This window comes from Roseateles cavernae (genome assembly GCF_040187885.1).
GTDB lineage: Bacteria > Pseudomonadota > Gammaproteobacteria > Burkholderiales > Burkholderiaceae_C > Roseateles_E > Roseateles_E cavernae.
On the sequence record NZ_JBDPLH010000001.1, the window covers coordinates 1,330,659 to 1,342,590 of the forward strand.

The 11,932-nt window shown below is 69.8% G+C and carries 11 protein-coding genes; 10 read left to right on the forward strand and 1 reads right to left on the reverse strand.

What is annotated here, in order from left to right; genetic code table 11:
• Positions 1 to 2 precede the first annotated feature (2 nt).
• Entirely contained in the window at positions 3 to 917 is a 915-nt protein-coding gene (locus tag ABGI63_RS06310; RefSeq protein ID WP_137944227.1) for a LysR substrate-binding domain-containing protein, read from the reverse strand.
• A 95-nt stretch (positions 918 to 1,012) separates the two neighbouring features.
• Between ABGI63_RS06310 and ABGI63_RS06315 the strand changes: the two genes are divergently transcribed.
• The 10 genes from ABGI63_RS06315 (at position 1,013) to ABGI63_RS06360 (ending at position 11,922) form a co-directional block, all read left to right on the forward strand.
• Positions 1,013 to 1,630 (forward strand): glutathione S-transferase family protein, encoded by a 618-nt coding sequence (locus ABGI63_RS06315; protein WP_349741568.1) that lies wholly within the window; start codon positions 1,013 to 1,015, stop codon positions 1,628 to 1,630.
• Positions 1,630 to 2,616 (forward strand): pyridoxamine 5'-phosphate oxidase family protein, encoded by a 987-nt coding sequence (locus ABGI63_RS06320; RefSeq protein ID WP_349741569.1) that lies wholly within the window; start codon positions 1,630 to 1,632, stop codon positions 2,614 to 2,616. The genes ABGI63_RS06315 and ABGI63_RS06320 overlap by 1 nt, the downstream gene beginning before the upstream one ends.
• A gap of 106 nt (positions 2,617 to 2,722) precedes the next feature.
• Positions 2,723 to 3,640 (forward strand): dihydrodipicolinate synthase family protein, encoded by a 918-nt coding sequence (locus tag ABGI63_RS06325; RefSeq protein WP_349741570.1) that lies wholly within the window; start codon positions 2,723 to 2,725, stop codon positions 3,638 to 3,640.
• Positions 3,641 to 3,659: 19 nt separating this feature from the next.
• Positions 3,660 to 4,277, forward strand: a complete 618-nt coding sequence (locus tag ABGI63_RS06330; RefSeq protein WP_349741571.1) for a TRAP transporter small permease — start codon at positions 3,660 to 3,662, stop codon at positions 4,275 to 4,277.
• Between the two features lies 1 nt (position 4,278).
• Complete coding sequence (locus ABGI63_RS06335; protein ID WP_349741572.1) at positions 4,279 to 5,544, forward strand: TRAP transporter large permease; 1,266 nt, start codon at positions 4,279 to 4,281, stop codon at positions 5,542 to 5,544.
• 18 nt (positions 5,545 to 5,562) lie between these two features.
• Positions 5,563 to 6,552, forward strand: coding sequence for a TRAP transporter substrate-binding protein (locus ABGI63_RS06340; protein WP_349741573.1), 990 nt, complete (start codon positions 5,563 to 5,565; stop codon positions 6,550 to 6,552).
• A gap of 2 nt (positions 6,553 to 6,554) precedes the next feature.
• Positions 6,555 to 8,114, forward strand: coding sequence for an aldehyde dehydrogenase (NADP(+)) (locus tag ABGI63_RS06345; RefSeq protein ID WP_349741722.1), 1,560 nt, complete (start codon positions 6,555 to 6,557; stop codon positions 8,112 to 8,114).
• An 83-nt stretch (positions 8,115 to 8,197) separates the two neighbouring features.
• Positions 8,198 to 10,009 carry an ATP-binding protein gene (locus ABGI63_RS06350; RefSeq protein WP_349741574.1) on the forward strand — a complete coding sequence of 604 codons (1,812 nt, stop codon included), beginning with the start codon at positions 8,198 to 8,200 and terminating at the stop codon, positions 10,007 to 10,009.
• A 64-nt stretch (positions 10,010 to 10,073) separates the two neighbouring features.
• Positions 10,074 to 11,054: an AEC family transporter gene (locus ABGI63_RS06355; protein ID WP_349741575.1), complete on the forward strand. Its 981-nt coding sequence runs from the start codon at positions 10,074 to 10,076 to the stop codon at positions 11,052 to 11,054.
• A gap of 13 nt (positions 11,055 to 11,067) precedes the next feature.
• Positions 11,068 to 11,922, forward strand: coding sequence for a GNAT family N-acetyltransferase (locus ABGI63_RS06360; RefSeq protein ID WP_349741576.1), 855 nt, complete (start codon positions 11,068 to 11,070; stop codon positions 11,920 to 11,922).
• Positions 11,923 to 11,932 lie beyond the last annotated feature (10 nt).

Consider the following 11,932-nt stretch of genomic DNA (forward strand, 5'->3'; position numbering starts at 1 on the left):
GGCTAAGCGGGGGCTAGCCCCTCGCCGCGCAGCACCGGCTCGGCGGCCAGGCGCTCGCGGGCGAAGTCCACAAAGGCGCGCACCTTGGCCGGTGCGCGCCGCCCGGCCGGGTAGACGATGTGCACCGGCACCGGCGGCAGCTCATGCTCGGCCAGCACGATGGACAGGCGCCCGGCGCGCAGGCCCTCGGCCGCCTGGTAGGCCAGGCAGCGTGTCAGGCCCTGGCCGGCCTCGGCCGCGGCGATGCTGACCTCGTTGTTATTGCTGACCCAGGCGACGCGCGGATGGGCCACCTGGCCGTCGCGGAAGCGCCAGGGCTTGGGCGTCAGTGCATCGAAGGAAAAACCGATCGCCTGGTGCCGTGCCAGGTCTTGCGGAGTCTGCGGCCGGCCCTCGCGGGCCAGATACTCGGGCGAGCCCACCACCAGGCGCCGCAGGCTGCCCACCGGCAAAGCGGTCAGGCCCGAGTCGGGCAGGTGGGCGATGCGCACGGCCACATCGATGCCCTCGTCGAGCAGATGGACCAGGCGGTCGACGAAGAGGCTGCGCAGCTGCACCCGCGGCTGCGCGCGCAGAAAGTCCGCGATCAGCGGCGCCACATGCAGGCGGCCGAACATCTGCGGCGCGGTGATGGCCAGCAGGCCCTGGGCCTCGCCCTGCACGCCGGCCGCCGCGCGCTCGGCCTCGTCCAGCTCGGCCAGGATGCGGCGGCAGTCCTGCAGAAAACGCTCGCCGGTCTCGGTCAGCCGCACCGATCGAGTGCTGCGCTGCAGCAGCAGCACGCCCAGCCGCCCCTCCAGCGCCGCGATGGCCCGGGTCACGGCCGGCGGCGAGCAGTCCAGGCGGCGCGCGGCGGCGGCAAAGCCGGCCGCATCGGCCACGGCGACAAAGGCACGCAGGCTTTGCAAATGGTCCATTGTTTCGAGTTGCGTAATTCTGAAAGCCTGACTATCGGTATTCAAAACGTTGTTGGCAATAGATAAGGTCAAGTCTCCTCACAACGGAGTCTTTGATGACCGCGATCACCCCACCCCTGCGTCTGTACCGCCTGGCCGCCTCGGGGCATTGCCACCGGGTCGAGCTGATGCTGAGCCTGCTGGGCCTGCCCTATGAGGTCCAGCATGTCGATCTGCTGGCCGGCGAGCAGCGCCGGCCCGAGTTCCTGGCGCTGAACCCGCTGGGCCAGGTGCCGGTGCTGGTGGACGGCGATCTGGTGCTCAGCGACAGCAACGCCATCCTGCTCTATCTGGTCTTGCGCTATGCGCCCGACAGCCACTGGCTGCCGAGCGGCCCGGTAGGCGCGGCGCGGCTGCAGCGCTGGTTCAGCCTGGCGGCCAGCTGGCTGGACGGCGTGGCCAGCGCGCGCTTTGCGGGCCTGGTCGGGCGGCCGGTCGAGGCGCGCAGCCTGGTGCAGGGCCGCCATCTGTTCGCCTTCATGGAGGCCGAGCTGCAGAACCGCGACTGGCTGCTGGACGGTGCCGAGCCCAGCCTGGCCGATATCTCGCTCTACAGCTACAGCTCGCAGGCGGGGCTGGGTGGCCTGGCGCTGGATCCCTATCCGCGCATCCGCGCCTGGCTGGCCCGGGTCGAGGCCTTGCCCGGTTTCATTGCGCTGCCGGATCGTCTGTGATGGCCGCCCCTTCTTCATTCGCAGCCGGTACCTTCCACGCCGGTGAGCAGGCCTTGCAAGCCCGGGTCGGGCTGCGCGAGCGCCTGGCCGAGATCGCCCCGGTGATACTGCGCGACCACATGCCCGAGCAGCACCGCGAGCTGTTCGAGAAGCTGCCGACCCTGCTGCTGGGCAGCCTGGACCCGCAGGGCCGGCCCTGGGCCACGATGCTGGCCGGGCCGCCGGGCTTTGTCAGCACGCCGGATGCGCGCGCCATGCGCGTGGCCGTGGCGCCGGATGCCGACGATCCGGCGCTGGCCACGCTGGCTCCCGGCGCGCCGGTGGGCGTGCTGGGCCTGGAGCCGCACACGCGGCGGCGCAACCGGATGAACGGCCGCGTGCGCGCCTTCGACAGGCAGCAAGGCCTGGCGCTGGCGGTCGAGCAGAGCTTCGGCAACTGCCCCAAATACATCCAGGCGCGCCGGCCCGAGCCGCAGCCGCCGGGCGCTGCCATGCCGCCGCCGGTCTGGCTGGGCCCGGGGCTGGACGCCGCCGCCCGCGCGCTGATCGCGCGCAGCGACACGGTGTTCATCGCCAGTGCCTCGGCACCCCGGCCCGAGGGCGGGCCCGAGCAGGGGGTCGATGTCTCGCACCGCGGCGGCGAGCCGGGCTTTGTGCAACTGGCGCAGGGCGAGGACGGCGCCCTGCTGCTGAGCCTGCCCGACTACCCGGGCAACCAGTTCTTCAACACCCTGGGCAATCTGAGCCTCTATCCGCAGGCCGGTCTGCTCTTTGTCGACTACGCAGGCGGCGGCCTGCTGCAGCTGCAGGCCGAGGCGGAACTGCTGTGGGACGACGAAGTGGCGCGAGCCCCCTGGCCCGGGGCGCAGCGGGTCTTGCGCCTGCGGGTGCAGCGGGCGGTCTGGCGCGCGGCGGTGCTGCCCTGGCGCTGGAGCGCGCCCGAGCCGGCGGCGCAGTTCGGGGCGCTGCGCGCGCCGCCGGGTTGAGCTTGGCGGGGCGCTGGCTAGTGGTTTACGCTGATGTTTTTTAAGAATGCTACAAATATATTAATAACAACAGCAGTGAAAACGCAGCAACACAGGAGCAGCAGCCATGAGCCATCAACCCCGCTGGACCGGCATCTTCCCGGCCGTCACGACCAAGTTCTTCGCCGATGAACGCATCGACGCCGAGGGCACGGCCCGCCATATCGACTTCCAGATCCGCAACGGCATCCACGGTGTCGTGACCTGCGGCTCGCTGGGCGAGGCCAGCACCCTGAGCCTGGAAGAGAAGCTGGAGGTGGCCCGCATCGCGCTGGACGCCGCCGGAGGCCGCGTGCCGGTGCTGGCCAATGTCTCGGAGACCAGCACCCGCGAAGCGCTGCGCTATATCGAGGGTGCGAACAAGCTCGGCGTGGCCGGCTATATGGTGATGCCCTCGGTCATCTATGTGGCCGATGCCCGCGAGGCGATGCTGAATGTGCGCACCATGGCCGAGGCCGCGCAGAAGCCGGTGATGGTCTACAACAACCCGGTGGCCTACCGCGTCGATCTGAAGCCGGAGCATATGGTCGAGCTGGCCGACTGCCAATGGATCGCCGCGATCAAGGAAAGCACCGGCGACATCCGCCGCATCACCGATCTGCGCAATACGCTGGGCGACCGCTACCAGCTCTTCCTGGGCGTCGACGATCTGGCTTATGAGGGCCTGGCGCTGGGCTGCGACGGCCTGCTGGCCGGTGTCGGCTGCGCCTTCCCGCGCGAGACCGTCGCGCTGTTCGACCTGATGAAGGCCGGGCAATGGGCCGAGGCGCTGAAGCTCTATCAGTGGATGACGCCGATGCTGCATCTGGACGTGTCCAACAAGCTGGTGCAGAACCTGAAGCTGATCGACGCGCTGGTGGGCGTGGGCAGCGAGCATATGCGCCGGCCGCGCCTGCCGTTGATCGGCGAGGAGCGCGCCTTCGTCACCGCCGTGGTCGAGAAGGCGCTGGCAACGCGCCCGGCCCAGTACCGCTCGGTGGCCTGATCAGAGCCAGGCCCGCACCATGAACGACGCTGCTGCACCGCGACACCTCTGGGCCCGCCGGGTGCAGCAGGCCTCCGCCGCCGTCCTGAAGCTCGAACGCCTGGCCCTGATGGGGCTGATGGGCGGGCTGACCCTGCTGATACTGCTGAACGTCGTGACCCGCTACAGCGGCGTGCCGATCTACTGGGTCGACGAGGCGGCGGTCTATCTGGTGGTCTGGCTCTGCTTTGTCGGCGCCTCGGCAATGACAAGGCTGCGGCTGGACTTCGCGGTCAGCCTGCTGACCGACCATCTCGGCGAGCGCAACGCGCGCCGGCTCAAGGCCCTGGCGACCTTCGGCGTGCTGTGCTTCGGCCTGGCGATGCTGGCGATGTGCTGGCTGTGGATGGACCCGGTGGGCATCGTCCGCTACGGCTTCGATGCCAAGGAGTATGCGGCCGAGAGCTTCAACTTCCTCTACACCGAGCGCACCCAGACGCTGAACTGGCCGACCTGGATCGTGCAGTCCATCCTGCCGCTCTTCGGCCTGACGTTCAGCCTGCATGCGGCGGCCAATCTGGTCGAGGACCTGGGACTGCGGCCGCGCGCCGAGGTCAAGGGCTTCGATATCCACAATGCTGAAGAAGCGGTGAATTGAGATGCTGACCGGCGCCTTCTTCCTCTTCGTGATGCTGGTCGGCGTGCCGATCGGCGTCTGCCTGTGCCTGGCCGGCATCGTCTATATCTACAGCAACGGCAACACCGTGCTCTTGCAGTCCTTTCCCAGCCAGATGTTCGGCGGGGTCGACAGCTACGGCCTGATCGCGATTCCGCTGTTCATCCTGATCGGCGAGATCATGAGCAGCGGCGGCATCACGCGCCGCCTGGTGGAGCTGGCGATGGCCTTTGTCGGCTCGGTGCGCGGCGGCCTGGCCTATGTCAACATCCTCGCGAACATGATGGTCTCGTCCATCATCGGCTCGGCCACGGCCCAGGTCGCCATCATGTCCAAGATCATGGTGCCGGAGATGGAGAAGGCCGGCTATGACAAGACCTTCGCGGCCGGCGTCACCGTCTACGGCGGCATGCTGGGCCCCATCATCCCGCCCTCGGTGATGTTCGTGGTCTACAGCGTGCTGGCCCAGGTCGCGGTCGGCGACATGCTGACCGCCGGCATCCTGCCCGGCATCGTGCTGACCCTGCTGTTCTTTGTCGTGATCGCCTGCATGGGTGTGATCTACAAATACCCGCGCAGCGAGCGCAGAACCCTGCGTGAGCGCGCCCGCACCGCGCTGGCCGCCTCGCCGACGCTGCTGATCCCCATCGTCATCGTCGGTTCCATCCTCGGCGGCTTCGCCAACCCGACCGAGGCGGCGGCGGTCGGCGCGGTCGCGGCGGCGCTGATCGGCCGCTATGTGACGCGCGAGTTCCGCTTCGGCATGCTGCCGGCCATCCTGCTGCGCTCGGCGGTCTACTCGGCCATCGTGCTCTTCCTGGTCGCTGCGGCGGCGGTGTTCTCCTGGCTGCTGATCTACGGCAAGGTGCCGCAGGCGGCGGCCGCCTGGATACAGACGGTGGCCAAGGACCCGGTCAGCTTTCTGCTGCTGGTCAATGTGATCCTCTTGATCATCGGCACCGTGATCGACGGCATCCCCGGCCTGATCATGACCGTGCCCATCCTGCTGCCTATCGCCACCGAGGTCTACGGCATCGACCCCCGCCATTTCGGCGTGGTCGTCGTCGTCAACCTGGTGCTGGGCCTGATGTCGCCGCCGGTGGGGCTGAGCTTCTTTGTCGCGGCCGCCGTGACCGGCGCCAAGCCGGGAAAGATGTTCATCGTCACGCTGCCGTTCTTTGTGATCTGCTGCGTCGCGCTGGTGCTGCTGTCGCTGTTCCCGAGTCTCTCGCTCGCTCTCCTGAACTAAACCCGAAAGGTCCTCGCCATGACTCTGCTGACCCGTCGCCAACTCGTTCAAGCCGGTGCCGCGCTGGCCGCCCCCGCCTTCATCGGCCAGGCCCGCGCCCAGGCCAAGGAATTCCGCCTCGGCCTGATCACGCCGGCCGGCCATTCATGGAACCGCGCCGCGCTGGCTTTCGGCGAGAGCATCAAGAAGGAAAGCAACGGCCGCCTGTCCGTCACCGTCTTCCACTCGGGCCAGCTGGGCAATGAGTCGGCGATGATGCAGCAGCTGCAGACCGGCGCGCTGGACATGGGCTGGATCCAGGCCGCCGAGCTGGGTTCGCGGGTCGCCAGCGTCGCGGCCATCAACGCGCCTTATCTGGTGCGCTCGACCACCGACGTCGCCAAGCTGGTGCGCCACGAGGCCGCGCTGAAGCTCCTGGAGGTGCTGCCGCGCGAGACCGGCACCATAGGCCTGGGCTGGGGCATCACCGGCATGCGCGTGGTGTTCTCGACCAAGGAGATCGCCGGCGTCAAGGACATCAAGGGCATGAAGCTGCGCATCAACCCGACGCCGGTCTACCGCGACTTCTACCAGTCGCTGGGCGCCGCGCCGACGCCGATCCCGACGCCGCAGGTCTTCGACGCGATGGCCAACGGCCAGGTCGACGGGCTGGAGGCCGATATCGAGTTCTCGTGGAACCAGCGCTTCGACAAGGTGGCCAAGAGCATGCTGCAGATGAATGCGCTGTTCATGCCCTTTGCGCCGCTGGTCTCGGGCCGCATCTGGCAGGGCCTGGATGCCAAGGACAAGGAGCTGATACGCGGCCTGGTGCGCCAGTCGCTCGATGCGCAGATCAAGGACATCGTGACCACCGAGCTGGGCCTGATCGAGAAGTTCAAGGCCGTGCCCTTCGCGATCAAGACCGAGCCGGGCCTGGACACCCAGGCGCTGATCAGCGACTTCGACAAGCTCTGGCTGCCCAAGGCGCCGCAGATCGCCGCGCTGCGCAAGGTCGGAGCCGCGCTGTGAGCCTGGCGATCAGCGGGGAGCAATTGATAGGCGCCGCAGCGAAGCGCGGCACGGCCGGCGAGATCCGGGCCTGGAGCCCGATCCGGGGCCAGGTCTTGCCGGAGACCTTTGGCGGCGGCGATGCCGCCGATGTCGAGCGGGCCTGCGCGCTGGCGCGCGCCGCCGCCGATCCCTGGCGCCGCAGCCTGCCCGAGCAGCGCGCGCGGCTGCTGGAGACGGTCGCCGAGGGCCTGCTGGCGCTGGGCGACGGGCTGATCGAGCGGGCCCATCTGGAGTCGGCCCTGCCGCTGGCGCGGCTGCAGGGCGAGCGCGGCCGCACCGTCGGCCAGCTGCGCCTGTTCGCCCAGGCCCTGCGCGACGGCCACTGGAGCGCCGCGACCCTGGACTCGGCCCTGCCCGAACGCGCGCCGCTGCCGCGCGCCGATCTGCGCTCGCACAAGATCGCCATCGGGCCGGTCGCGGTGTTCGGCGCCAGCAATTTCCCGCTGGCCTTCTCGGTCGCCGGTGGCGACACAGCGGCCGCGCTGGCGGCCGGCTGCCCGGTCATTGCCAAGGCGCATCCGGCCCATCCCGGCACCTCGGAGCTGGTCGGCCGCGTGATCCAGCAGGCGGTGCGCGAGCTGGGCCTGCCCGAGGGCCTGTTCTCGCTGCTGCATGATGCCGGCACCGCGCTGGGCCAGGCCCTGGTCGCGCACCCGGTGATCCAGGCGGTCGGCTTCACCGGTTCGCGGCGCGGTGGCCAGGCCTTGATGGCCGTGGCCCAGGCGCGGCCGCAGCCGATTCCGGTCTATGCCGAGATGAGCGCGATCAACCCGGTCTTTCTGCTGCCGGCGGCGCTGGCGGCGCGGGCCGAGGCCATCGCCCAGGGCTTCGCCGATTCGCTGACCCTGGGGGTCGGCCAGTTCTGCACCAATCCCGGCCTGCTGGTCGGGCTCGATGGCCCGGATCTGCAGCGCTTTGTGGCGGCGGCCGTGCCGCTGCTGGCCGCCAAGCCGGCCGGCACCATGCTGACACCGGGCATCCAGGCCGCCTGCGAGGCCGGTGCCGCGCGGCTGCGCGAGCAGCCCGGCGTCGAGACCCTGGTGCAGGGCGCGGCCCAGCTCTGCCTTGCCGATGCCGCGCGCTTCATCGCCAATCCGCTGCTGCATGAAGAGGTGTTCGGCCCCGCCGCGCTGCTGCTGCGCTGCCGCGATGAGGCCGAGCTGCTGGCGGTGGCCGAGGCGCTGGAAGGCCAGCTGACCGCGACCCTGCAGCTGGATGCAGCCGATACGCAGCTCGCCCAGGCCTTGCTGCCGGTGCTGGAACGCAAGGCCGGGCGCATCCTGGCCAATGGCTTCCCGACCGGGGTCGAGGTGGCGCCCGCGATGGTGCATGGCGGCCCCTGGCCGGCCAGCAGCAGCGCGGCCCACACCTCGGTGGGCACGGCCGCGATCGAGCGCTTTCTGCGCCCCGTCTGCTATCAGGATCTGCCGGCCGAGCTGCTGCCGCCGGCGCTGCAGCCCCACAACCCGCTGGGCCTGTGGCGGCTGCGCGATGGCAAGCCCTGTCCCCCGGAGGGCTGAACATAGGCGACACTTGGCGGCCGCTGAGGCATTAAGGGAGAGGCATGGCCTGGCTGCCAAGAACATTCAGTATTCAGACGCGCTTGATCGCCGGCATTGCGCTGGCCACCACGGTGCTGGTGGTGCTGATCGCCTGGTATTGGACCGCACGCGAGGAGCGTGAACTGACGGCGGCGCTGGACCGGCGCGCGGAGCGCATGAGCCAGATGGTGGCGCGCGGTTTCGGCGGGCCGATCTGGAATCTGGACACGGTGGCGGTGGCCAATCTGCTCGATGCGGTGATGGCCGATCCTGAGGTGCACGAGATCGAGATCAAGGCGGTGGGGGTCGAGGCCGAGCCCATGCTGCGGCGCCGTGACACGGCGCTGGTGCAGCCGCTGGAGCGCCAGGTCGACATCCTGCATCAGGCCTCGCCGCAAAGCCCCTCCAATGCGGTCGGCCGGGCGCGGCTGGTGTTCAACCGCGAGCAGGTGCTGGTCAGCGTGGGTCAGACCCGCCAGCTGGTCGGCAGCCTGCTGGCCGCCGTGCTGGCGGCCATCGTCGTGACCAGCTACTGGCTGGTGCATCGCCTGGTCAGCTGTCCGGTGATGGCGCTGGGCGGCCTGGCGCGCCGGGTGGCCGGCGGCGATCTGGGCGCCACCTTGCCGGTGCAGCGTGCCGACGAGCTGGGTCTGCTGACGGAGCAGTTCAACCGCATGAGCGTGCAGCTCAAGGCCTCGTCCGAGGGCCTGCGGCGCAGCGAGGAGCGCTACCGCAGCCTGTTCGAGAACGCCACCGAAGGCATCTTCCAGGCCGATGGCCGCGGCCGCCTGCTGAGCGTCAACAAGGCGCTGGCCCAGATGCTGGGCTATGCGCGGCCCGAACAGGCGCTGGCCGGCACCGTCAGCCTGCGCCGGCTGGCCGGTGTCGAGCTGGCGGAGTTCAAGCGGGTCGCCCATGCGCTGCAGCGCCATCGCGTGCTGCAGCAGGTGCCGCTGCTGATCAGCGGGCGCGAAGGGCGCCAACTCTGGGTCGAGCTGAGCGTGCACATCGTCGCCGACGGCCTGGGCCCGCGCATCGAGGGCATGCTCAGCGACATCTCGCAGCGCCGCCTGGCCGAGCAGGAGCTGACCCGCCATCGCGACCATCTGGAGGAGCTGGTGGCCGAACGCACGCTGGAGCTCAACCAGGCACGGCTGCGCGCCGAGGGCGCCAACCAGAGCAAGAGCCGCTTCCTGGCGACGATGAGCCATGAGTTCCGCACGCCGCTGAATGCCATCCTGGGCTTCGCCCAGCTGCTGCAGATGGACGCCAGCCTGAGCACGCCGCAGCAGGGCAAGATCAATCTGATCCGCGATTCCGGCGAGCATCTGCTGAGCCTGATCTCGGACCTGCTGGACATGGCCAGCATCGAGGCCGGCCGGGTGCGGCTGATGCCCACCGTGGTCGATCTGCGCGGCCTGCTGGAGGTGGCCTGCGACAGCCTGCGGCCGCGCGCCGAGGAGAAGCAACTGCAGTTCCGGCTCGAGATCGACGCCGAGCTGCCGGCGCGGGTGCGCCTGGACGGCCAGCGCCTGCGCCAGGTGGTGCTGAACCTGCTGTCCAACGCGATCAAGTTCACCGATGCCGGCGAGGTCTCGGTGCGCGCCCGGCTGCTGCACCAAGGCCCCAGCACGGCGCGCATGCGGGTCGAGGTGATAGACACCGGCATCGGCATGGACGAGGTGCAGATGGCCCGGCTCTTCAAGCCCTTCGAGCAGGTTTCCGAGATCGACCGCCGCGACGGCGGCACCGGCCTGGGCCTGTCGATCAGCCAGCAGCTGATGCGGCTGATGGACAGCGAGATCAGCGTCAGCAGCGCGCCGGGGCAGGGCAGCTGCTTCAGCTTCGAGCTGGAGATGGCGCTGCAGTCCTGAGGCTTGTTCGCTACGCGAGTTCCACAACAGGCGGCGGGCCGGGCCGGCGCGATACTCGCTGCTTATGTCCTGGATGGTTTTCTACAAGCTGCTGGCGATCTTCATCACGGTGGCGATCGGCTGGTTCGTCGGCCGCATGCGCTGGCTCGGCGACGCCTCGGCCGGCGGCAGCGGGGGCGACCCGGCCAAGGTGCTGTCAGCGGCGGCCTTCTACCTCTTCGTGCCGGCCCTGCTGTTCCGCACCACGGCCCGGGTCGATTTCGACAGCCTGCCCTGGCTGACCCTGAGTGCCTTTTTCGGACCGCTGCTGCTCCTGATCCTGCTGATCTACGGCGTGCAACGCTGGCGCGGCGCCGGTCGCGAGGAACCGGCCCTGCCTTGCGTGCAGGCCATCACGGTGGGTTTCGGCAACACCTTGCAGGTCGGCGTGCCGCTGGCGGCCGGCATCTTCGGCGAGGCCGGGCTGGCCATCCACATCACCGTGGTCAGCCTGCATGCGCTGCTGATCCTGACCCTCTTGACCCTGCTGGTCGAGCATGACCTGGCACGCGCCCGGCCCGGCGCCAGCCTGGGCCGCACGCTGGCGCTGACGGTCAGGAACACCGTGATCCATCCGGTCGTGCTGCCGGTGGTGGCCGGCCTGCTGTTCAATGCCTCCGGGCTCACGCTGCCGGCGGTGCTGGACGAGGTGCTGCAGCTGCTGGGCACGGCCGTCGTGCCGCTGTGCCTGACGCTGATCGGCATGTCGCTGGCCTATTACGGCTGGCCCTCGCGCTGGCGCGGCGCGCTGTCGCTGGCACTGCTGAAGCTGTTCGCGCTGCCGGCCCTGGTGCTGACCATCGCGCATTGGGGTTTCGGCCTCGCCGGCATGCCGCTGGCGGTGATCGTGATGATGGCGGCCCTGCCCACCGGCTCCAACGCGCTGATCTTCGCCCAGCGCTACCAGACCCGCGAGGCCGAGGTGACCGCCGCCACCGTGCTGTCCACCGTGGCCTTTGTGCTGACCGCGCCGCTGTGGCTGGCCCTCGTGACCCGATTTCCTTGAGCCTGCTGCCACCATGAGTCAAGACCCGACCCTTGTCGTCCCGGCCGCCGAGCTGGCGCCCGCGCCGCTTCACCAGGCCTTTGTCGGCGCCTTTGCCGACTATCTGATCGGGCCCTTCCAGACCACGCTGGCGCAATGGCCGGGCCTGCTGGCCCGCCAGGGCATCGATCTGGGGCTCAGCCGCGTGGTGCTGGAGGGCCGGGATCGCCAGATCCTGGCCTTCGCCTTCGTTGCGCCGCGGCCCGAGAGCGGGCGCTGGCGGCTGGCCACGATGGGCGCGCTGCCGGCTGCGCGCGGCCGCGGTGCCGCGGCGCGCCTGCTCGACGATATGCTGGCGCGCGCCCGCGCCGCCGGCCTGGCCGAGGCCGAGCTGGAGGTGTTCGCGCAGAACGAGCGGGCGCTGCGCCTGTATCGCGGCCGCGGCTTCGAAACCCTGCATGAGCTGCACGGCTATCAGGCGCTGCCGGGCAGCGTCGCGCCGGCGGCCTGCGAGTTCCGTGCGGTCGAGCACGGGGCCGCGCTGGCCTGGTTGCGCGACGAGGCCCAGGCCCGGCTGCGCGATCTGCCGCTGCAGGTGACGGCCGCCTCGCTGCAATCGGCCAGCGGCATGAGCGCCTGGCAGAAGGGCTCGGCCCAGCTGATGTTCTCGCGGCCCGATGCGGCCACGGTGGTGGTCGGCAGCCTGATCGACTGGCAGCCTGCGCAGACCAATGCCCGCGCCCTGCTGCAGGCGCTGCGCGCCGAGTTCCCGCAGGCCACGCTGCGCGTGCCCCAGCTGCAGCGCCTGGATCTCGGGGGTCAGGCCCTGCGCGAGCTGGGCTTCGAGACCCTGCCCCTGCATCAGCTGCTGATGCGTGCCAAGCTCTGATACAGGAGAC